Source organism: Streptomyces sp. GESEQ-4, from assembly GCF_017948455.1.
Taxonomy (GTDB): Bacteria; Actinomycetota; Actinomycetes; order Streptomycetales; family Streptomycetaceae; genus Streptomyces.
Genome location: NZ_JAFFSU010000005.1, coordinates 67,393 through 88,358, shown reverse-complemented (window position 1 = coordinate 88,358; position 20,966 = coordinate 67,393). Strand labels below are relative to the sequence as shown.

Sequence of the window (20,966 nt, the reverse complement as noted above, 5' to 3'; positions counted from 1 at the left end):
GGCCCTAGCCGGCCGTGCGGCCCCGTCGGTACGCCATCCAGCCCGCGCCCAGCAGGCCGGCCGCGAGGGCGGCGACCGTCAGGACCGTGACGCCGGTGGAGGCGAGGCTGCCGCCGGAGGGGGAGGTGGCCGTGCCGCCGGTGGAGCCGCCGGTCCCGCCCGTCGAGCCGGTCCCGCCCGTCGAGCCCGTGCCGCCCGTGTCGCCGTCGTCCGTGTCCACCGGGTCCTGGCCGACGAAGCTGACCGGGACCTTCACGTCCTGGGAGCGGTCGCCGGAGAGGGTGTGGTCGGCGCGGGTCGCGAGGACGCAGGTCGCCTTGAAGCAGTCGGTGTACTCGTCCTTCGCGTCGACCGTCAGCTCCACCTCGAAGGTGCCGCCGTCGCCGTACGGGATCGCCAGGTCCTCGCCGTAGTCCGGTGGGTTGGAGGAGATCCAGGCGGAGGAGTGCGAGGTGCCGGACATGTCGACGCCGCCGATGCAGGGGGTGGGGAGTTCGCCGGCGCCGTTGTCGACGCACAGGGCGACGTAGATGCCCTTGTCGGTGTCGTAGCCGGAGCCGGTGATCTTCAGGGTCTGGTCCTCGGTGGCGAGGTTGTTGACCGGGGTGACGGTGAGCTTCTGGCCCTCGGGGCCGGTGCCGGTCTTCGTGCCGGAGGGGTCCTGGTCCTCGCCGCCGCCGTCGCCGCCGCCGTCACCGCCGTCCGACGGCTCCTTGACGGTGAGGGTGACCGGCGTCGTGCGGGTGGTGCCCGCCGCGTTGGTGAACTCCGCCCGGTACCGGTATCCGTCCTGCGACGCCTGCGCCGTGAACGTGTACGCGTTCCGCGTCGCGCCCTCGACCGCGGTCCAGGTCTGGCCGCCGTCGGGGCTGACCTGCCAGCGCACGGCCGGCTCGGGAGTGCCCTCGGCCGCCGCGACGAAGGTGACCTCGTCGCCGGGGTCCACGGTCTGGTCGGTCGGGGACTGGGTGACCTTCGGAGAGACGCGGACGTCAAACTTCAGGACCTTGCTCTCGGCCTGAGCGGTGACATAGACCGACGTGGCGCCCGGGGCCACGGCCACCGCGGCGCCGGTGCCCGCCAGGCTGCCCGGGAGGGCGAGGGGTGCGGCGGCCTGCTTGAACGTGGTGCTGTCGTACGTCTCCAGGGAGCCGGTGCTGTCCGTGCCCTCCGCGGCGGTGTCCTCGCGCAGGACGAAGGCGCGGTGCGTGGTCTTGTCGAAGCCCACCGCCTTCGCCCGGTCCTTGCCGGCCAGCGTGGTCAGGAGCTTGGCGTCCTTGTCGTAGATGAGAACGTCGTCCCCGACGCCGACCCAGACGTTGCCCGTGTCCGGGTCCGGCTCGATGAACGTGAGGAAGCCTTCGGGGAGTTGGGCGGTGGCGGTCACCTTGAAGGAGCCGGTGTCGATACGGCTGAGCTTGCCGTTGTCGTAGCCGGACCAGGCGGCGGCGTGTGCGGTGTCGACGCCGAGCTTGCTGCCGCCGTCGAGGGTGAGCGTGCGCTGCACGGCGCCCGTGGCGTACTCGATCTCGGAGACGGTGGGGCCCTGCTGGACCAGGACCGTCGATGCCGTGGTGCCCGGGCCGGTGGCCGTGACCGAGGCGCCGGTCAGCCAGACGCCCCGGGCGACCGTGTCGCCGTCCTTGGCGGCGCCGACACCGCGCAGGGGGTAGTGGAAGACGACGCCATCACCGGCGAGCGGGACGGTGATCTCCTTGACCACGCGGGGGGCCAGCGCGCCGGTGGAGCCGGGGGCCTGCGCGACATGGCTGAGCAGCTTGCCGTCGGCGGCGTCCAGCGCGTACAGGCCCTGCTCGGCGACGTCGGCGGTGTCCGGGATGTTCTCCGAACCGACGTACAGCTTCCCGGAGTCGGGGTGCAGGAGGAGGTCCACCGGGCGTCCGGCGGTGGTGAACTCGGCGGCCTTCACATAGCTGACGGTGCCGGCCGGTACGTCCACACCGTCGCCGCCGCCTCCGCCGGGGTCCTGGCCCTCGAAGGCGACCGGGATACGGACGTCCTGGGACCGGTCGCCGCTGTTGCGGTGGTCGACGCGGGTGATGACCGAGCAGGTGACCTGGGTGCAGTCGAGCCCGCCGTCCTTGGCCTTGACGGCGATCTCGACGTCGAAGGTGCCGCCCGCACCCCATGTCACGGCGAGATCGCCGGCGTACTCGTCGCCCTCGGGCACGATCCACTTCGACGACTCGCCGCCGCCGGTCATGTCGGCGCCGCCCAGGCACGGGGTGGGGATGCGGTTGTCGCCGTTGTCCTTGCACAGGGCGACGTAGATGGCCTTGGTCGCGTCGTAGCCCTCGCCGGTGACGCGGAGGGTCTCGCCGTCGGGGTCGAGATTCGCGGAGGCGGAGACGGTCAGCTTCTGGCCGTCCTTGCCGAGGCCCGTCTTCGGGGTGTCGGCGGCTTGCGCCGTGGAGCCGACGCCGACCATGACCGAGGCGGCCACGAGCGCGACGGCGCCGAGCAGCGCCGCCGGGCGTCTGCGGCGCGGGCGTGGCATGTCAACTGCCGTGGAAAACATGGGCTTCCTCATCGGTGGGTCGGCTCGGCGGCGGAGGGAGGCGGGATGGGGTGGGGCGGGGTCGGTTGGTGGTGCGGGCCGGTGTGACGGGCGTCCGGCCCGCACCACGTACGGGGGTTACTGGAAGGCGATCGGGACGTGCACGTCGTACTTGCGGTCGTTCGTGTCGAAGTGGTCGGCGCGGGTGACCACCGCGCAGGTGACGTCCTCGCCGCAGACGCTGCCGTCGTCGAGGGTGGCCTTGACGAAGATGCTCACGCTGAAGGTGCCGCCGGTGCCGAACTTGGAGCTGTTGGCGAACATGCCGCCGAAGGTGTTGTTCACCCAGTGCGAGGCGCCGGTCGAGCCGGACTCGTCCTGGCCGCCGAGGCACGGGGTCGGCTTGTTGACGCCCGCCGCGCCGTCGACCACGCACAGGCCGACGTAGACGCCCTGGCCGGTGTTGTAGCCGGAGCCGGAGACGGTGATGACCTGGCCCGCGGCGGCGGCCGTGTTCGGCGCGGTCAGGGACAGGTTGTACGTGGTCGAGCCGTCGACGACCGTGCGGGTCGAGGTGGCGGCGGACGCGGAGGTGGCCAGACCGAGGGTGAGGGCACCGGCGGCGGCTACGGCGAGTACGACACGTGCGGAGTTACGTCTCATGGGGTACCGAGCACCTTTCTGGGTGAGTCGAGCGAGTGCTCAACTTAGGGTAGGCAAACCTAAGTACGACTTCGGCTTTACGCAACACCGAACTGTGCGGATGTGCTCTGCTGTTGGTCCGTCGGCGTGTACAACTCCGCTGTATGCGCGCCCGATTCGGCGGTGTCGTACACCGGGAACGACCGCTCGACCCGGCCCTCGTCGTCGGCCACCGCCTGATAGCGGGTGTCGCCGTCGATCGCGACCAGCACCACCGCGCCGGGCTCGAACCCCGTTCCGGTGACGGTCTGTTCGCCGCCCGCGGTCAGGGTGGGGTGGGTGACGGATGCGGTCGGTGAACTCGCCGTCTGAGCCTGGGGTTTCGGTTGCTCCGGCGTCGACGGCGGGGTGCTGGGGGTCGGTTGAGGAGTCTCGGCAGGCGTCTCGCTCCCTGTCCCCACCGTCACATCCAGCACGCCCAGCCCGTCCCCCGCCGCGAACTGCGCGCCGCTCCACGCGGACAGCAGCGCCGCTCCCTCGTCGGTCAGGGTCGTGCGCAGGCCGGTCCAGGTCACCCCGCCCGCCCGTACGGCGATGGCGGCGTCGTCCGTCGCCACCTCGGCCAGCGCGAGGTCACGGGCCCTTCCGTCGACGGCCGTACGGGTGTGCAGGGTGCCGTCGTCGCCGTCCAGGGCCAGTCGCAGGGAACCCAGGACGAGCGGCTGGGGCTGTCCGGCGGAGCCGTCGAGGCGGAGCGTGCCGGCCAGGTCGATGTCCGCGGCGCCGGTCGCGGGGTCGGTGTGGCCGCCGGTGGCCGGGAGGGAGGTGCGGTTCGCCGAGCCCTGTACGGCGGGTCGGGCAGGGGTGAGGGTCAGACCGTTCAGCTCCGCCGAGCCGGTGGACCAGGTCGCGTAACCGCCGGATACGTCACGGGGGGACGTGTCGTCGGCGTTCGCGGGGCGCGCGGGGGCGAGTAGCGCGAGTAGGGCGCCGCCGGCTATAACCGCGGCGCCAGGTCTCTTCAGCATCTTCAAGTCTCCTTGAGTCAAACGCGCCCCAAAGGGGCGCGGGGCTGTATCGATATGCGGCTCCGCCGCGTGGGCGCGACAAGCCCCCACCGGCCCGCAGTCAACGAACCGCCTATCCAGCTGAGCGCTGGCTCGCCCGCCGGCGCCGTCGCGCCAAGTACCACGTCCCCGCACCCACCACGACCAGCCCCGCCGCAGTCGCCCCGCTCGCCAGCGCGAGCGACCCCGTGCTGGCGAGTGGGCCGTCGGAGGGCTCGTCGCCGCTCGTGCTGCCGCCGGTTGTGCTCGCACTGGCCGTGGGGCTCGGAGTCGTCGTCGTGTCGTCGGATGACGACGACCCGCTCCCTCCGAAACTCACCGGGATCCGCACCGTCTGCGACTGGTCCCCGCCCCGCGTGTGGTCGTTGCGGGTGATGACGGCGCAGGTCACGCCGGACTTGGTGCAGTCGGTGTTGGCGTCCTTGGCGCGTACCTTCAGCTTCACGCTGAAGGAGCCGTTGTGGCCGCTGCCCTTGTAGGGCTTGGCCAGGCCCTCGCCGTACGAGGGCGGGTTGGAGGAGATCCACACGGACGCCCCGGACTCGCCGGACATGTCGACGCCGCCGACGCAGGGCGTGGGTGTCTTTCCGGCTCCGTTGTCCACGCAGAAGGCGACGTAGATGCCCTTCTCCGTGTTGTAGCCGGTGCCGGAGACCGTGACCGTCTCGCCCGCCGCGGCGAGGCCGGAGGCCTTGGAGGCGGTGAGTTTCTGGTCCTCGGGTCCGGTCGCCGAGTTGCCTGCCGCGGATGCCGGTACGGCGGCCGTGAGCACCAGGGCGACCGAGGCGGCGACCCCGGCGAATCCGACAACTCGTCTGTCATGCAAGCCACTTGTGGACATCACGTCACACCCCCACCTCGGGTAATTAAGGTAAACCTAACCTAAGCTAATGCTCAACCGTGTGGGGGATACGAGACGTGAGAGGACCGGCGATGCAGAAGTCCGGAAGAAACCCGCGAGCGTGGGCCCTCGCCCCGCTCGCCCTGGCGGTCGCCCTGCTCACCGGCGCCTGTGCGGGCAACTCCGCCGACGCGGGCGGCGTTTCGGACGTGTCCCCGGTCTCCGCGAGCGAGCGGGCCGCCACGGCTGAGAAGCAGCTCGCAAGGAACACGCTCGTACCGCTTGACGGCGAGGTGCCCACGCCGGAGTTGCCGGTGACCGTCGACTCCTCCGACGGCCGCAAGGTGACCGTGCAGGACGCGTCGCGGATCCTGCCGCTCAACGGCGGAGTGGCGGAGATCGTGTTCACGCTGGGGCTGGGCGACAAGGTGGTCGGCCGTGACATCACCGCCACTTTCGAGGAAGCCAAGAAGCTGCCGCAGGTCACCAAGGCGCACGATGTGAGCGCGGAGAGCGTGCTGTCGCTCAGGCCGACGGTCGTCCTCGCCGACACCGACACCGGTCCGTCCGAGGCGATCGACCAGATCCGGGACGCGGGGGTCCCGGTGGTCGTCCTCGACCCGGCGACGAAACTGGCCGACGTCACGACCCGTACGACCCGGATCGCCGAGGCGCTCGGTGTCCCCGACGCGGGCAAGGCTCTCAACGACCGTATGAGCGACGACCTCGCCGCCGCCCGCGCCGCCGTCCCCGAGGGCAGCAGGCCCAAGGTCGCCTTCCTCTACATGCGCGGCACCGCGGCCGTCTATCTGATGGGCGGCAAGGGCTCCGGCGCCGACTCGCTGATCGAGGCGGCGGGCGCGGTCGACGCGGGCGTGGAGGCCGGTCTCGACAAGCCGTTCACGCCGCTCACCAGTGAGGCCCTGGTCTCCGCCCGGCCCGATGTGCTCCTGATGATGGACAAGGGGCTGGAGTCGGTGGGCGGCATCAAGGGGCTGGAGGAGATCCCGGGGATCGCCCAGACCCCGGCGGGGGCGGCCCGGCGGATCGTGTCCCTGGAGGACGGCGTGCTGCTGAGCTTCGGGCCGCGCACACCCCTCGTCATCGACATTCTGGTTGACCGGATTCACCGGGGATGAACCTGATCTCACACTCAGGGTGAACCGCTGGTGAAGGTTACGGATTGAACAACCCCTGGTGGCTTTGGGGGTATCGGGTGACGATGGAGGCATGACTCTGGCCCAGCGTGCCCTGGAGCGACTGGAATCCTGGCCCGACCTCACGGCGGTCCAGGCCAGTTGCGGTACCGGGCGCGCACTGCGCTCCCGGCGCTGCGAAATCGTGCACTTCCACTCCGACCACGAAGTGGACCTGCATCTCACCAGCGGTGCCATCAGGCGTTTCGCCGAGGACCTGGAGCGGTCCACGGCCATCCGTGTGGTGCCCGGTTCCCGGTGGGTGACGATTCACCTCGACTGCGAGACCGACGTCGACCTGCTGGCCAGCCTGGTGAGCGTCGCCCTCCAGGCCCACGAGAAGCCGCCCCAGCCCGGCGCGCTCCCGCCGCCCGCCGGCTGCAACTTCCACCGCGTCACCGTCCTGCCCAGACAGCACGAACGGGGCTGACGCCTCACGTCATCCGCCACGTCATCCCGTCGTAAGCGCCCGGTGCGAGGCTGCGGCGATGGACGACAGGACGGACACCACCGCACTCGCCCGCACCCTCCTCGACATCCCCGCGCACCGCACGGCCGCCATCGAGGTCCTCAGCGCGACCGACGGCACCGCCGAACTCACCTGCCCCACCCCGGAGTCCCTCACCAACGTGATCGGCTCCCTCCACTCCAGCGGCCTCATCGCCCTCGCCGACGCGGCGGGCCTGGCCGCGATCATCGCCGAGAGCACGGGCCCCGACGACATGACGGGCGTCGTCCCGCTGGGCACCGACGCGAGCATGGAGTTCCTGGCCCCGGCGCGCGGGCGCCTGGTCGCCACCTGCCGTCTGACGCGGGAAGCGCGGGATGCCGTACGACCGCTGCTGGCGCGCGAGACCGACCGGGCGCGCCTCTCCACCCGCACGGAGATCACGGACGCGACGGGGGCCGTGGTGTGCCGGGGGACGTTCGACTGGAGTGTGCGGCGCGGGAAGTGAGCAGTGCTGTCAGCCGCCGAGGCAGATCACCAGCAGGCACAGCTGCGACGACGAGGGCGAGGTCGGCGCGGGGGTGGAAGGTGTCTGTGACGGTGTCGAGGGAGCGACGGGGGCGGTCGACGCGGAGGCGGAGGGGGTGGGCGTCGGCGTCGGCGTGGTCGCCGGGGTGTCCGGGGTGCTGGGCAGCAGGGGCAGGCTCTGGCGCTGCTGCTGCGGGGTCTCCGGGGTGATGACCTTGTGCGACTGCGTGGTCTGCGGTGTGTTGGGGGACTGCTTGCCGGACTGCTGACCGGGGATCTTGGGGGACGCCGGGTCGGAGGCCGGTGCGGTGGGGGTCGGTGAGGCCGGGCCGGTGTCCTGCTTCGGCGTCTCCTCCTCCACTCCGGTCGTCTCCTGGCCCGTACCGCCCATGATCGTGTCGTCCGGGGTCGTGGCCGCCTCGGCACGGTCGTTGTTGCCGCGGTCCATCGTGGCGAAGCTCAGGCCGCCGCCGACCAGGGCGACGGCGGTCGCGATCATGGCCCGGCGCTGGTGCTTCTTCAGCCGGGCGAGCTGCCGGCGCCGCGCGGCCCGGCCGCTGTGGGGTGCGGGGGACGCGACGGGGGCGTGGCTGGGGGCCTGGACCTCCGTGTCGTCGTCCATCACGGGCTGCCCGGGGTCGGTCTCGTCCATGGCGGGCCCGGTCTCCGGCTCGTCCGGGCGGCGGTACCAGCCGGCCATCGTCATCGGGGCTATGTCCGGGGCGTAGGCGCCGCACCCGGGACAGACCAGGGCGCCGTTGAGGTGCCGGCGACACGTGGTGCAGTAGTCCATCTCTGGTCTTCCTGGGTTGACGGCGGTGATTGGCCAGCAACCTAACGAGGCTTTCGAAAGCCTGTGTGCAGTACCTGTGGTGCTCTTGCGCAGATTCCCTGACCTGTGACCGCATGCACCCCGCGTGTGACACGGGGTGCATGCGGTGTCCGTTGTGGGCGGTTACGAGAACAGGAGTCGCCAGGTCAGCGGGCCCGGGTAGCCGTCCGCGTCGCCGCGCAGTTCCTTGCGGGACTTCTGGAAGTCACGGACGTTGAGCCGGTCGGCCTCGCCCCAGGCCTGGCTGGGACCGACGCGGTAGTGGTCGCCGAAGCCGCGCTTGACGAGCTGCTTGCCGAGCTGCAGGACGTACTTGTTGGAGGCGCCCTCGCGGAAGTACTTGCGGCCGGGGTAGGCGGGCACCTTCGGCTTCGAGGGCTTGGACGGCTCGGTCTCCGACGGGTTGTCGTCGTCGAGGTCCAGGTCCGCCTTGGCGTGCTTGAGGAGGCGGGCGAAGTCGATCGCGCCGGGGTCGCCGTGGTCGTTCTCCGGCACGTGCATGTGCCCGCACACGCCCTTGAACCCGCTCCACTTCGCGCCGGACATCCGCTGGCCGCCGCCGTTCTTGTACGACGTCGGGTAGGCGGGCCATGCCTTCGGGCCCGTCAGCGGAACGCCGTGCTCCTCGTGCATCCAGGCGAGGAAGCGCGCGACGCCCAGCAGTGCCCAGTCCGGGGCGTCGGGCCAGTAGATGTGCGACTGCCCGGCGTCCTGCCACTTCTTGTGCGTCTTGGGGTCGCAGGTGCCGACCAGCTCGACCTGGCAGACGTTGAGGGTGTTGGTCTCGACGCCGCCGCGCAGGTTCTGCAGCGCCCGGGAGGAGGACTCGATGTCGAAGTGCTGGTACCACCTCAGCTTCTTGGCGGAGAGGTCGGGCACGGCCGTGAGGTTCGGGGCCGAGCCGCCACCGCCGTATCCGGGCAGGCTGCGGCCCTCGGTGGTGTGCAGCACGACGACGTTGACCTCCATCGCGTCGCCGCCGAAGTCGTCCTGGTACCAGTTCGCGCGGCTCGCTCCGGGGTACCGCTGCGGTCCTGTCTTGGTGCTCACTCCGGCCTCCTCCTGGTCAACCTGACCAACTGCCCTGAAATGTATGGGCATTGGCGGTGAGAGCGGAGGAGGCTCGAGCGTCTGTAGCAGGAGTGTTGCGTCAGTCCGTGCCGAGGGCCGTGCGCAAGGTGCTGATCGCCTGACGGATCGCGCCCTCCGCGGCGGTCGTCCCGCGCAGCGCGTCGAGCATCACGAAGTCGTGGATGATGCCCTGGTACCGGACCGCGGTGACGGGGACGCCCGCCTCGCGGAGCTTGTTGGCGTACGCCTCGCCCTCGTCGCGCAGCACGTCCGCCTCGCCGGTGATGACCAGGGCCGGGGGCAGGCCGGTGAGCTGCTCGGTGGTGGCACGCAGCGGGGACGCGGTGATCTGGGCCCGGTCCGCCTCGTCGGTCGTGTACTGGTCCCAGAACCACTGCATGCCGTCCCGGCGCAGGAAGTAGCCGGTGGCGAACTGGTGGTAGGAGGGCGTGTCGAAGCGCGCGTCCGTCACCGGGTAGAACAGCACCTGCGCCACGAGCGGGACGTCACCGCGCTGCTTCGCCATCAGGGTCAGCGCGGCGCTCATGTTGCCGCCGACCGAGTCACCGACGACGGCGATCCGGGCCGCGTCCAGGTTCTTGGCGGCGCCCTCGCGGACGATCCACTGGGCCACCGCGTAGTTCTGCTCGATGGCGACCGGGTAACGGGCCTCGGGGGAGAGGTCGTACTCCGGGAAGACCACGGCGGCGTTCGCGCCCACCGCGAGCTCGCGGACCAGCCGGTCGTGGGTGTGGGCGTTGCCGAAGACCCAGCCGGCGCCGTGGATGTAGATGATCACCGGGAGGGTGCCCTGGGCGCCGACGGGCTTGACGATGCGCGCCCGGACGCTGCCGGTGGGGCCGCCGGAGACGGTGATCCACTCCTCGTCGACCTCGGGCTTCTCGATCTCGCCCGACTGCACCTCGTCGACGGCCTTGCGGCCCTCGGCGGGGTCGAGGTCGAAGAGGTACGGCGGGTTCGCGGTGGCCTCGGTGAAGGCCTGGGCGGCGGGTTCCAGGACGGGGCGGGGGGCGGTGCTCTCAGTCATGGCGATCTCCTCGGATCGGGTGCCGTCGTGGGCGGCGGCACACCATGAAGGTACTGCGCTATTAAGTCGCGCGCAACTCATTTGTGCTCGATCGAATCGGGTAGACTTGAACATGTACGGTGAACGAACAGCTCGGAGACATGGAGGAGGGCGACGTGAGCGCTGCGGCACCGGACGCGCGAGAGGGCTCGCTGCTCCTCGACGACCAGCTCTGTTTCGCACTGTATGCGGCATCCCGGGCGGTCACCACCCGCTATCGCCCGCTTCTGGACGCGCTGGGCCTGACCTATCCGCAGTACCTGGTCATGCTGGTGCTGTGGGAGCAGGACTCCATCTCCGTACGGGACCTGGGAGCCGCCCTCCAGCTGGAGTCCAGCACCCTCTCCCCGCTGCTGAAGCGCCTGGAGGCGAGCGGGCTGCTCCACCGCGAACGCCGCCCCGAGGACGAGCGCTCCGTCGCCATCCGCCTCACCGAAGCGGGTGCCGAACTCCGCGAACGGGCCGCCGCCGTGCCCCTCGCCATCGGCGACGCGATGGGGCTGACCCCGGAACAGGACGCGCAGGCCAAGCAGTTGCTGCGGCTGCTGACGGCGAACGTCACCGAACGCTGACCCTTCGGCTCGAAACTCCCTCCCCCCAACAGGCAACCCGCACACCGGATTTACCGGTCTCACAGGTTGTTCACAGAGCCGTTCGGCCCGGGGGTTCACGAAGGCCGGCGGATTCCTGGACTGTCCAGTCCGATGCCATTGACCATGGCACTCGCAGACGAGGAATCGATGACCAGTCAGCAACACCGCACGCGTGTGAAACGCTCGGCACTCGCCGTCTCCGCGGCGCTCGCCGTCGTGGCCGGAGTCGCCGCCACCGCTCCCGGCGCCGGGGCGGCGCCGTCGAGCACACCCGGCAAGCCGAAGCTCAAGCTGATCGCCGCCTCGAACTCCGTGACACTCGAACGCTACGAGTGGGACGGGCAGGCAGGCGTCTACCTGGATCTGGGGACGTACGTCACCGTCGACAACGCGCCGCTGGAGTTCAAGGTCAAGCGCAAGTCGTACAAGGACCCCATTGTCGCCCAGCAGATCCTGCGCGACGGCAAGAAGACCACGACCAAGACCCTCCCCGCCGGCCTGGTGAAGGACTTCTCCGGGCTGCCCGGCTTCCTGGAGGTGTCCGTCAAGAACACGGCCGGCCAGGAGGTGGCCAAGACCAAGGGCACCTACTGCCCGAACAACGCCTCCGGCCGTATCCGTCCCGACGGCGCGGCGACCAACCACTATCCGGAGAGCTGCCCGACCAACCCGTTCACGCTGGGCTCGGTGTGGGGCGTGGAGAAGGGCTGGGCGTCCAACTCCAGCACCTTCGACTACGACAAGCCGCTGGACCTGCCGGCCGGTCAGTACACGGCGAAGGTGCGGGTGGCGAAGAAGTACCGGGACCTGTTCGGCATCCCCGACAGCCAGCCGACGATCAAGGTGACGGTGCGTCAGCAGCAGGGCGACGGGGGCGGCGGCGTGGGACTGACCGCCCACTCCGGCCACTCAGGGCACGCCGGGCATCAGGCCGCCGGCCACGCGGGCCACCACGGTCCCGACGCCCCCACGCCGGGCGCCCTCTCGCACGCCCTCGAGGACCGGGGCCTCGCCCACCACCTGGGTGACGGACGCGGCCACACCGACGGCTCCCGTATCGCGCCCGCACTGAAGCCGGCCACCAAGCGGCCCATCGGCCGGGCGAGCGTCCCCGACGTGCCCAAGCCCGACCTGCGGTCCCTGCCCGCCTTCAACATCGCCATCAGCGACGGCGAGGACGGCGACGCACCCGGCAAGGACTACCTCGCCTTCAGCGCCAACGTCTGGAACGCGGGCCCCGCCCCCCTCGTCGTGGACGGCTTCCGCAGCCCCGGCAAGGAGCTGATGGACGCCTACCAGTACTTCTACGACGCCAAGGGCAAGCAGGTCGGCTACACCCCCACCGGCACCATGGAGTGGGACCCGCGCGAAGGCCATGAGCACTGGCACTTCACCGACTTCGCCAGCTACCGCCTGCTCAGCGCGGACCAGACGAAGGAGGTCCGCAGCGGCAAGGAGGCGTTCTGCCTGGCCAACACGGACGCCGTCGACTACACGGTGAAGAACGCCAACTGGAAGCCGTACAACACCGATCTGTCGACCGCCTGCGGCGAGGAGAACTCCATCTCCGTCCGCGAGGTCCTCGACGTCGGCTCCGGTGACACGTACACCCAGGACATTCCCGGTCAGTCCTTCGACATCACCGACGTGCCGAACGGCACGTACTACATCCAGGTCATCGCCAACCCGGCGAAGCGCCTGAAGGAGACCCACACCACCAACAACGTGGCCGTGCGCAAGGTCGTCCTGGGCGGTGAGCCGGGCGCCCGCACGGTGAAGGTGCCGCCGCACCACCTGATCAACGCCGGCTAGTCACAACCGATGGTCGCCGCACCGGTTCGTGTCAGCGAGCCGGTGCGGTGTTCTCAGAGGTCGTTGACGTCGACCAGCCCGTCCTGGATGGCGCGGGCGACCAGGCTCGCCTTGGTCCGCGCGGGGCGGCCGACGTTGGCGTACTTGATCCGCACGCGGTCCAGATACGAGTTGACCGTCCGGACGGAGAGGCCGAGACGCTGGGCGACCAGCTCCTTCGACTCCGACTGGAACCACTCGATGAGTACGTTCTCCTCGCGCAGGGAGAGCTGGGGGCGGTCGGCGCGGGTGTTCGTGCCCAGCGCGCCGGCCAGCGCGGGCGGCATGTAGGGCCGGTCGTCGGCCGCCGCCAGCGTCGCCTCGACCAGGTGGTCCCGGCCCTCGCTCTTGGTCAGAAAGGTCGCGGCTCCCAGGTCCAGGCAGCTGAGCGCCGTCTGCTCGTCGTCCCGCATCGAGTAGACGACCACCTGCCGCCCGGCGTCGACGAGGCGTCGCAGGCTGCCGAAGGCGGGGCCGCCCTCGCCCAGTTGCAGATCCAGGACGACGACATCGGCCGTGCTGCCCGGCTCGGTCCAGGCTTCCGCCACGGAGCCGCCGGCCGCGACCACGGTGATGGGCCGCCGCGACGCGGCGTACCACGCCTCCACGCCCGAGAGGATCGCGGGATGGTCGTCGACGACGACCACGCTGACCGGTGCGCTGTCACTCATGTCGGCTCAACTCCCCAGGCCGCCGGTCCGGTCTCTTCCAGTCGGCTTCCACCCACACACTCCCGCCGCGCGTCGTTCTGGCCACGCTCACCTTCGCGTCCGTGGCTTCCGGCGTGCCAGGGCCGTCGGTGCAGTCCTCGCCGATCACGCTCACGCGTACCGCGCGGGGTGTCCACACGACGGTGACCCGCGCGGTCGAGCGGGTACGGCCCAGGATCACCGCCACCGGGTCGACCAACTCCCTGCGTACCTCCACAGGCACCTCACCCGGCCGGCCTCGTACGGCCAGACTCACCGTCACCCCTTGGTGCTCGGCCACCTCGACGCACGCCCGCACCTCGTTCAGCAGCGGGTCCAGGACGGCGTCGCCTTCCGCGAACAGGCGGCGCATACGGGCCGCCTCCACGCCGCACCGCAGCCTGACGTCCTCGTCGTGCGGGCTCAGCACGCCGTGGCCGAGGCCCACGAGCAGTGGCACGGTCGTCGCCATCAGGGCGCGGTAACGCTCTTTGTGATCACGCTGCATGTTCTCGTGGATGCGTTCCCGGGTGCGCAGTTCTTCCTCCTGTGCGGCGGCGGTGCCCGCTGCCGGCGCCGTGCCGTGGAGCAGGTGCGTCAGCAGTACACCGACGGAGAGCTGGAAGCCGCAGACGGAGATCCCCATGGCGGCCGACTCCACGGCGGTCGGCGCCCCCGACAGGAACACAGCGGTCGCGTTGAGCCCGATATGCGCCCCGAGGAACGCCGCGAACACCCTGACCCGCAGGTCTGCCAGCAGGAACAGCGCGTGCCAGCCGACCAGTCCGAACACCCAGTCCTCGGGCCCTGCCAACCGCTCCGGCGGGAGCGTGAACGCGCCTGTCGCCGAAACCGTCAGCACCGCGCCCAGGCTCCACCAGCGCACCCGCGACGGGATCTGCCTGCCGCGCAGCAGATGGGCGGCCCCGTTCACCGCGACGGCGGCGAGGCAGACGAAGGCCGCTGTCTGTGCCCACGCGGGGCGGTACACGTCCTGGTAGGCCATGAGCATGCGCAGCGAGGTGGTGAACTGCGACACCAGGCTGATCAGCAGCGCGGCCAGTTGGGCCCCGTACAGCAGCTGCCCGCGGATGAGGCGGACGACAGCCGTGTGCTGTGCCTGGGCGCGGGGCGGACGCTGTATGCCCGTCATCTGCGTTCCGTCATCTGCCTGTGGCGCCTGGGCCCTGCCCTGCCAGCGCCACTGCACGAGGGTCCCGGTGTCCGGATGTGAGGTGACGGAAGCGGAGCCCGATACCGCGTGCATCCTGCCGATGATGGAACCGGAGATGCCCCGGCGCCGCGCGGGGACGGACTCCGGGTCGAAGCCCCGTCCCGCGTCGGACAGTTCGACGACGACGGTGCCGTCCTCCTCGGTCCATGCCCTGAGCTCCGCCTCCCGCACCCCGGCATGGCGTGCCACATTGGTGACGGCCTCCCGGACCCCGTTGAACATCGCGAGCCCTGGGCCGGACGGAATGACGAGCGGGCCGTCGATGTGCGTCTTGAGCTGCACCCTGGCCTGTCCCTCACCTTCGGGCACGCAGTCGAGCAGTGCCGCGAGGTCGACGTTCCCCGTCTCGAATCCGGGCACGGCGGACAGGGCCTCCAGATCCTGTCTGGCACGTGGAGGCAGCCACGACCAGTCCCGGCCGTCGCCCTGGGAGACCATCAGCAGCGTCGCGCTCGCCGTGTCGTGCAGGGTCGCCAGGTACTCGCGCTCGGCTGCTCTCCGTGCGGCGGCGACCTCGGCCTCCCGGCGCGACGCCGCCCTGGCCGCTGCCGCCCCGTCCGCCGCCCTGGCCCGCGCCCGGACCATCAGGTAGGCGCCCCTCGACAGGCCCACCTCGACAACCATGCGCACCAGGGGTATCAACTCCGGGCTGTGCGTGGGCGAGGAGAGGACGTCGCCCAGTGCGCAGACGGCGATCCCCGACACGGCCAGAGCGGCCCCGGCCGCCGGTCGCGTCCCCCACTCGTGCTGAGAGGTGATGACGCTGATGCTGACGATCGCCTCCACCATCACATCAGCGCTGTCGCCGCCGAGCACCGGCTGAGACAGTCCTGTCAGCACCAGCACGGCCGCGTCCGACGTCCACAGCACGGCGGCCGGGAGCGGGCGGCGCAGCGCGTAGAGCCGTACACCGCAGGCGAGGAGAGCGGGCCCCAGCAGAGACATCGCCGGGACGATCTCCGCCCCGTCCGCCGAGACGACGCCCAACGCACCGCACAGGCAGACCACGGTGGACCGCAGCCACACTCCGTACCGCTCAAGGGTCCCGATCACCAGGCGCTCGCCGGCCCTGGACCCGTCCATGGGATCAGCGACTCCAGCCCTGTTCCCCGCGTGTCCCCCGAGCCGCATGGAACAAGGGTAATTGACCTTGTGGGGCGAACGACCGTCACACTCAGCGACCGGGGCGGGCTACTGTCCCCGTCGTACGGGGGCGTACGGGGGCTGACACCGGCCGTGGCGGCCGCGCACGACCTCACTCTCCAGCGATGAAAGGTCCGCCATGTCTGCCACCCCTCGCAACCGTGCGCTGACGGCTTCGGCCACAGCCCTCACCGTGGTCGCCTCGACGTTCGCGTTCGTCGCCGCGTCCGCTCCCTCCGCGCAGGCCGCGTCCTGTTCCAGCACCTACCTGAGCTACGGCTCCACCGGCACCTGCGTGAAGGTGCTCCAGAAGAACCTGGGCGGGCTCGACGTGGACGGCGTGTACGGCTCGGGGACGCGCAGCCGCGTCCGGTCGTTCCAGGACGACGCCAACATCGGCGTCGACGGCAAGGTCGGACCCCAGACCTGGCGGAAGCTGGCGACCTACGGCAAGGCGCTGGGCTGGAAGGCCGGGATCACCGTGTACATGTGCAAGGCGAATTCGACGTCCTTCCGCTTCTCCGTGTGGAACAACTCGGGCGACAACGCCAACTGGAATCTCTACACGGCGCAGAGCTCTTGGCCCATTGAGGGAGATGCCCTCGCGGATGACCGGATCGAAGCCCAGGGCCACGTCTACGCCGACACCTACAACAGCGAGAAGCTCGTGGTCTGGGTCGGCAGGTACGGCAGCGACAACGCCCAGACCACCCGCAGCGTGCGCGACTTCTCGCGCAGCACCCTGCCCGCCTGCGGCTAGCCGCGGGGAGTACACCCGACGGATGACGGCCGCACGGCACCGCAGTACCGGTGCCGGCGGCCGTATTCACCTCTCCGGGCCCAAGGAGTCGCGGCAATACGTTCCTAGCGTGGGGGCACGTTCCTCGTACCCCCTCCGGGAGTTCTCCGTGGCCACGTTCCTCTACCGGCTGGGCCGGTTCTCGTTCCGGCGCCGACGGCTCGTCCTGATGCTGTGGATAGCCGTGCTGGCGGCCGTCGGCATCGGGGCCGCCGGTGTCAGCGCCAGTACGTCCGACGCGTTCACCATTCCCGGCACCCAGTCCCAGAAGGCGCTGGACCTGCTGGAGAAGGAGTTTCCGCAGGCGTCGGCGGGCGGGGCCACGGCGCGGGTGGTGTTCGAGGCGCCGGACGGGCAGAAGCTGACGTCCGGGGTCCACAAGACCGAGGTGGAGTCGCTCGTCGCGGACCTCGGGAAGGCCCGGCAGGTGGCGAGCGTCGCCGACCCGTACACCAGCGGCACCGTCAGCAAGGACGGCACGGTCGCCTACGCGCAGGTGACGTACGAGGTCGCGGAGGCCGAGGTCACCGACCGGGCCCGTGACGATCTGGAGGAGATCGCCGGGAAGGGCGAGCGGGCGGGTCTCGCGGTCAGCATGGGCGGCAACGCCGTCCAGGAGCAGCCCCACCAGAGCGTGGCCGAACTGATCGGTATCGCGGTCGCCGCCGTCGTCATGGTCATCACCTTCGGCTCGCTGGTCGCGGCCGGACTGCCGCTGCTGACCGCGCTGTTCGGGGTCGGCGCGGCGATCCTGGGGATCACCGTCGCGAGCGCGTTCATCGACCTGAGCTCCAACACCAGCACGCTGGCGCTGATGCTGGGCCTGGCGGTCGCCATCGACTACGCCCTGTTCATCGTCTCCCGGTACCGGGGGGAGCTGCGGGACGGGCACAAGCCGGAGGAGGCTGCCGGGCGGGCGCTCGGTACGGCCGGTTCTGCGGTGGTGTTCGCGGGGCTGACCGTGGTCATCGCGCTGGCCGGGCTGAGCGTCATCGGCATCAAGGTCCTGTCCGACATCGGTCTCGGCGCCGCCTTCGCGGTCGTCGTCGCCGTGGTCATCGCGCTCACCCTGCTGCCCGCGATGCTCGGCTTCGCCGGTCCCCGGATCGCGACGGGGAAGCTCACGTCGCGCCGGATGCGGGCGATCGAGAGCGGCGAGCGCGAGCCGATGGGGGTGCGCTGGTCGAAGTTCGTGCTGCGCAACCCGGTCAAGGTCCTCGGCGTCTCGGTCGCCGGTCTGCTGCTGCTCGCCATCCCGGCCCTGTCGCTCCAACTCGGCATGCCCGGCGACGAGTCCGCGAGCCCCGGCAGTACCCAGCGCACCGCCTACGACACCGTCACCGACGGCTTCGGCCCCGGCTACAACGGCCCCCTGACAGTCGTGGTCGACGCGCGCGGCAGCGACGACCCCAAGGCCGCCGCGAATGACGCGGTCACCCTCCTCGACGGCCTGCCCGACGTCGCCTCGGTGAGCCCCGCGACGTTCAACCAGGCCGGTGACGTCGCCCTGATCCGCGCCGTCCCGGGCTCCTCCCCCGCCGGCGAGAAGACCGTCGACCTGGTCTCCGAGATCCGCGACCGGGGCCCACAGCTCCACGACGACACCGGCGCCGAGCTGATGGTCACCGGCACCACCGCCCTCAACATCGACATCTCCGACAAGCTGAACGACGCCCTGATCCCGTACCTGTGTGTGGTCGTCGGCCTGGCGCTGGTCCTGCTGATGCTGGTCTTCCGCTCGATCCTGGTCCCGGTCAAGGCCGCCGCCGGCTTCCTGCTCAGCGTCCTCGCCACCCTCGGCGTCGTCGTCGCCGTCTTCCAGTGGGGCTGGCTCGCGGACCTCTTCGGCGTCGAACAGACCGGCCCGATCGTGAGCGTCCTGCCGATCTTCCTGGTCGGCGTGGTGTTCGGCCTCGCGATGGACTACCAGGTCTTCCTGGTGACCCGGATGCGGGAGGAGTACGTCCACGGGGCCGAGGCGAGGGAGGCGGTCGTCGCCGGTTTCCGGCACGGGGCCCGGGTGGTCACGGCCGCCGCGGTCATCATGATCTCCGTGTTCGCCGGGTTCGTCTTCAGCGACGAGGCGATGATCAAGTCGATCGGCCTGGGCCTCGCCGCCGCCGTCTTCCTCGACGCCTTCGTGGTCCGGATGACCATCGTCCCGGCGGTCATGGCCCTGCTCGGCCGCCGCGCCTGGTCGTTGCCCGGCCGGCTGGATCGCCTCCTGCCGAACGTGGACGTGGAGGGCGAGAAGCTGCGGCACCTGCTCGACCAGGCCCCGGAGAGCGACCGGGAGCCCGAGCCCGTGCCCACCGGCAAGGGCTGACCGGTCGGCCGTACGATCCGAAGCAGGCGTACGGCCCCGAGCCCCGGCCGTGACCACCCGCCCCGCCCGCCGGTCCCACTCCCCCCGGGGACCGGCGGGCGGCCCCTGTACCGAGAGGGCGTACGCGACGTGACAGGACCGACCGCCACCGGGCAGCCGGTGGCCTCCGTCCCGCCCGAGACTCTGCTGGGCGGGGCCGAGCGGCGCTCGGACGTCGCGGTCATGCGTGCGCTCACGCGGGTGGCGCAGGCCGACCGGAATCGTCCTTGGGTCAGGCGCTGGGCGGGTCCGTTGTTCTGCGCGTGGTTCGGTGTTCCCGCGCTTCAGGACGCGGGGGACGGCGCCGGGCCAGGCGTACCGACGTTGCTGGTCCTGATGGCCGCCCTCTGCATCCCGCTGCTGTGGCGGCAGCAGCGGCCGATCCTGGTGTTCGCTCTCACCTCCGTCGGCTCCACGGTGGCCATCGCTCTGGACGCCAACACCGGGTCCGAGTCCGCGCGCGTGCTGGCGCTGCTCAATGTGGGCCGCAGCAGCCGGCCCGTTCAGCTGGCGGTCTGTGTGGGCGTGGCCGTCGCGCAGACGTCCGTGGCCACCGTCCTGCGCGACGAAGGCCGGGACATCGGCCTGCAGGCTCCGGTGGTGGCGATCATCCAGTCGGCCCTCGTGGCGGCGGTCGCCGCCGCGGGCCTGGTCGGCCGGGTGGTGAACGCGTACATCAGGGCCCTGCACGAACGCGCCCTGCGCCTGGAGGTGGAGCGCGACCAGCGTGCCCGGCTCGCCGCCGCCGCCGAACGCGCCCGCGTCGCCCGCGAGATGCACGACATCCTCGGCCACACCCTCGCCGTCATCGTCGGCCTCGCGAACGGCGCCGCCGGACTGACCGAAGCCAAACCCCAGCGCGGCGCCGAGACGCTGCGCATCATCGCCGACAGCGGCCGGGGCGCCCTCGCCGAACTGCGCCGCCTCCTCGCCGTCATCGGCGACGACGAGAAGACCACCGCCGAAGGCACCCCTCTCGCCCCCCAGCCGGGCTTCAGCGATCTCACCCCGCTGCTGGAGCGCGTTCGCGCCGCTGGCCCCGCCGTCACCCTGCACACCGAGGGCCACCGCACCGACCTGCCGCCCAGCCTCCAGCTCGCCGTCTACCGCGTCGTCCAGGAGGCCCTCACCAACACCCTCAAGCACGCGGCGCCCGACACGACCGTCCAGGTCACGATCACCGCCGACGACACCGCCGTGGACCTCACCGTCGAGGACACCGGACCGTCGCTGCACGCGCGCGTGGGCGACGAGGGCCGGGGCCTGGTCGGCATGCGGGAACGCGCCGCGCTGTACGGCGGCAGCGTCACCGCCGGGTCCAACGACCGCGGCGGCTGGACCGTCCACGCCCGCTTCGAGATCGCGACCACCCCGGCATCCACCTCCACGGAGAAGCGCCCCCTATGACCACCGTCCTCATCGTCGACGACCAGGCCCTGCAGCGGCTCGGCTTCAGCATGCTCCTGGAGCAGCACCCCGACCTGAGCGTGGTCGGCGAGGCCACGCACGGCGCCGAGGCGGTCCGGATGGCCGCCGAACTCCGCCCCGACGTCGTGCTGATGGACGTACGGATGCCCGGCATGGACGGCATCGAGGCCACCCGCCGCATCGTCCAGTCCGGCGGCCGCTCGCGGGTCCTCGTCCTGACCACGTTCGACCTCGACGAGTACGCGTACTCGGCGCTGCGTGCCGGCGCCAGCGGCTTCCTGCTGAAGGACGCCCTGCCGGACGAACTGATCGCCGGCATCCGGGCGGTGGCCGTCGGGGACGCCGTCATCGCGCCCGGCCTGACCCGCAAGCTCATCGACGCCTTCACCGACCGTCTGCCGGGCCGGACCCCGGATCAGGAACGCCGCCTCGCCGCCCTCACCGAACGCGAACGCGAGGTCCTCACCGCGATGGCCACCGGCTGGAGCAACACCGAGATCGCCGAACGCTTCTCGCTCGCCGAGTCCACGGTCAAGTCCCATGTGAGCCGGGTGCTGGCGAAGATCGGGGCACGGGACCGGGTGCAGGCGGTGATCTTCGCCTATGACGCGGGGCTGGTACGGCCCGCGTGAGC

18 protein-coding genes are annotated in these 20,966 nt (G+C 71.0%); 9 read left to right on the top strand and 9 right to left on the bottom strand.

From position 1 onward, the window contains the following. Nucleotides 1-4: 4 nt before the first annotated feature. From KCH48_RS12485 to KCH48_RS12470, 4 genes are all read right to left on the bottom strand, one after another. Nucleotides 5-2,518 carry an immunoglobulin domain-containing protein gene (locus KCH48_RS12485; protein WP_210573153.1) on the bottom strand — a complete coding sequence of 838 codons (2,514 nt, stop codon included), beginning with the start codon at nt 2,516-2,518 and terminating at the stop codon, nt 5-7. A 138-nt stretch (nt 2,519-2,656) separates the two neighbouring features. Beyond that, the gene (locus KCH48_RS12480) at nt 2,657-3,181 is read right to left on the bottom strand and encodes a hypothetical protein (RefSeq protein ID WP_210573151.1); all 525 of its coding nucleotides are present in this window, start codon (nt 3,179-3,181) and stop codon (nt 2,657-2,659) included. 77 nt (nt 3,182-3,258) lie between these two features. Continuing rightward, complete coding sequence (locus KCH48_RS12475) at nt 3,259-4,188, bottom strand: HtaA domain-containing protein (RefSeq protein WP_210573149.1); 930 nt, start codon at nt 4,186-4,188, stop codon at nt 3,259-3,261. A gap of 112 nt (nt 4,189-4,300) precedes the next feature. Beyond that, nucleotides 4,301-5,053, bottom strand: coding sequence for a hypothetical protein (locus KCH48_RS12470; RefSeq protein ID WP_246885202.1), 753 nt, complete (start codon nt 5,051-5,053; stop codon nt 4,301-4,303). A gap of 107 nt (nt 5,054-5,160) precedes the next feature. On the opposite strand from KCH48_RS12470, the gene KCH48_RS12465 reads away from it, so the two are divergent. The 3 genes from KCH48_RS12465 to KCH48_RS12455 all read left to right on the top strand — a co-directional run bounded on the left by KCH48_RS12465 (nt 5,161) and on the right by KCH48_RS12455 (nt 7,220). Further along, entirely contained in the window at nt 5,161-6,207 is a 1,047-nt protein-coding gene (locus KCH48_RS12465; RefSeq protein WP_210573144.1) for a hemin ABC transporter substrate-binding protein, read from the top strand. Nucleotides 6,208-6,298: 91 nt separating this feature from the next. Continuing rightward, complete coding sequence (locus tag KCH48_RS12460) at nt 6,299-6,694, top strand: luciferase family protein (protein WP_210573143.1); 396 nt, start codon at nt 6,299-6,301, stop codon at nt 6,692-6,694. A gap of 58 nt (nt 6,695-6,752) precedes the next feature. Then, entirely contained in the window at nt 6,753-7,220 is a 468-nt protein-coding gene (locus KCH48_RS12455) for a DUF4442 domain-containing protein (RefSeq protein ID WP_210573141.1), read from the top strand. Between the two features lie 9 nt (nt 7,221-7,229). Here KCH48_RS12455 and KCH48_RS12450 read toward each other — a convergent pair whose 3' ends face one another. The 3 genes from KCH48_RS12450 to KCH48_RS12440 form a co-directional block, all read right to left on the bottom strand. After that, complete coding sequence (locus KCH48_RS12450; protein ID WP_210573139.1) at nt 7,230-8,033, bottom strand: hypothetical protein; 804 nt, start codon at nt 8,031-8,033, stop codon at nt 7,230-7,232. 162 nt (nt 8,034-8,195) lie between these two features. Then, nucleotides 8,196-9,122, bottom strand: a complete 927-nt coding sequence (locus KCH48_RS12445; RefSeq protein WP_210573137.1) for a peptidoglycan-binding protein — start codon at nt 9,120-9,122, stop codon at nt 8,196-8,198. A gap of 100 nt (nt 9,123-9,222) precedes the next feature. Then, entirely contained in the window at nt 9,223-10,191 is a 969-nt protein-coding gene (locus KCH48_RS12440) for an alpha/beta hydrolase (protein WP_210573135.1), read from the bottom strand. A gap of 155 nt (nt 10,192-10,346) precedes the next feature. On the opposite strand from KCH48_RS12440, the gene KCH48_RS12435 reads away from it, so the two are divergent. Both KCH48_RS12435 and KCH48_RS12430 read left to right on the top strand, forming a co-directional pair. Continuing rightward, nucleotides 10,347-10,802, top strand: coding sequence for a MarR family transcriptional regulator (locus KCH48_RS12435; protein ID WP_307840868.1), 456 nt, complete (start codon nt 10,347-10,349; stop codon nt 10,800-10,802). 168 nt (nt 10,803-10,970) lie between these two features. After that, nucleotides 10,971-12,635 carry a lysyl oxidase family protein gene (locus KCH48_RS12430; protein WP_246885200.1) on the top strand — a complete coding sequence of 555 codons (1,665 nt, stop codon included), beginning with the start codon at nt 10,971-10,973 and terminating at the stop codon, nt 12,633-12,635. Between the two features lie 53 nt (nt 12,636-12,688). Here KCH48_RS12430 and KCH48_RS12425 read toward each other — a convergent pair whose 3' ends face one another. Then, a complete protein-coding gene (locus tag KCH48_RS12425; protein WP_210573130.1) occupies nt 12,689-13,345 on the bottom strand; it encodes a response regulator transcription factor in 657 nt (218 codons plus the stop codon). Continuing rightward, complete coding sequence (locus tag KCH48_RS12420; RefSeq protein WP_246885199.1) at nt 13,338-15,680, bottom strand: sensor histidine kinase; 2,343 nt, start codon at nt 15,678-15,680, stop codon at nt 13,338-13,340. The genes KCH48_RS12425 and KCH48_RS12420 overlap by 8 nt, the downstream gene beginning before the upstream one ends. Before the next feature lie 199 nt (nt 15,681-15,879). On the opposite strand from KCH48_RS12420, the gene KCH48_RS12415 reads away from it, so the two are divergent. The 4 genes from KCH48_RS12415 (at nt 15,880) to KCH48_RS12400 (ending at nt 20,964) form a co-directional block, all read left to right on the top strand. Then, nucleotides 15,880-16,500 (top strand): peptidoglycan-binding protein, encoded by a 621-nt coding sequence (locus KCH48_RS12415; RefSeq protein ID WP_210573128.1) that lies wholly within the window; start codon nt 15,880-15,882, stop codon nt 16,498-16,500. 148 nt (nt 16,501-16,648) lie between these two features. Further along, nucleotides 16,649-18,865: an MMPL family transporter gene (locus tag KCH48_RS12410; protein WP_210573791.1), complete on the top strand. Its 2,217-nt coding sequence runs from the start codon at nt 16,649-16,651 to the stop codon at nt 18,863-18,865. Between the two features lie 129 nt (nt 18,866-18,994). After that, entirely contained in the window at nt 18,995-20,311 is a 1,317-nt protein-coding gene (locus KCH48_RS12405; protein WP_210573125.1) for a sensor histidine kinase, read from the top strand. Continuing rightward, nucleotides 20,308-20,964: a response regulator transcription factor gene (locus KCH48_RS12400; RefSeq protein ID WP_210573123.1), complete on the top strand. Its 657-nt coding sequence runs from the start codon at nt 20,308-20,310 to the stop codon at nt 20,962-20,964. The genes KCH48_RS12405 and KCH48_RS12400 overlap by 4 nt, the downstream gene beginning before the upstream one ends. Nucleotides 20,965-20,966 lie beyond the last annotated feature (2 nt).

Coding starts and splice junctions, on each gene's coding strand:
- KCH48_RS12480 (WP_210573151.1), bottom strand. CDS start 3,181: ATGAGACGTAACTCCGCACGTGTCGTACTCGCCGTAGCCGCCGCCGGT.
- KCH48_RS12430 (WP_246885200.1), top strand. CDS start 10,971: ATGACCAGTCAGCAACACCGCACGCGTGTGAAACGCTCGGCACTCGCC.
- KCH48_RS12450 (WP_210573139.1), bottom strand. CDS start 8,033: ATGGACTACTGCACCACGTGTCGCCGGCACCTCAACGGCGCCCTGGTC.
- KCH48_RS12465 (WP_210573144.1), top strand. CDS start 5,161: ATGCAGAAGTCCGGAAGAAACCCGCGAGCGTGGGCCCTCGCCCCGCTC.
- KCH48_RS12400 (WP_210573123.1), top strand. CDS start 20,308: ATGACCACCGTCCTCATCGTCGACGACCAGGCCCTGCAGCGGCTCGGC.
- KCH48_RS12420 (WP_246885199.1), bottom strand. CDS start 15,680: ATGGACGGGTCCAGGGCCGGCGAGCGCCTGGTGATCGGGACCCTTGAG.
- KCH48_RS12455 (WP_210573141.1), top strand. CDS start 6,753: ATGGACGACAGGACGGACACCACCGCACTCGCCCGCACCCTCCTCGAC.
- KCH48_RS12485 (WP_210573153.1), bottom strand. CDS start 2,518: ATGCCACGCCCGCGCCGCAGACGCCCGGCGGCGCTGCTCGGCGCCGTC.
- KCH48_RS12460 (WP_210573143.1), top strand. CDS start 6,299: ATGACTCTGGCCCAGCGTGCCCTGGAGCGACTGGAATCCTGGCCCGAC.
- KCH48_RS12440 (WP_210573135.1), bottom strand. CDS start 10,191: ATGACTGAGAGCACCGCCCCCCGCCCCGTCCTGGAACCCGCCGCCCAG.
- KCH48_RS12475 (WP_210573149.1), bottom strand. CDS start 4,188: ATGCTGAAGAGACCTGGCGCCGCGGTTATAGCCGGCGGCGCCCTACTC.
- KCH48_RS12415 (WP_210573128.1), top strand. CDS start 15,880: ATGTCTGCCACCCCTCGCAACCGTGCGCTGACGGCTTCGGCCACAGCC.
- KCH48_RS12425 (WP_210573130.1), bottom strand. CDS start 13,345: ATGAGTGACAGCGCACCGGTCAGCGTGGTCGTCGTCGACGACCATCCC.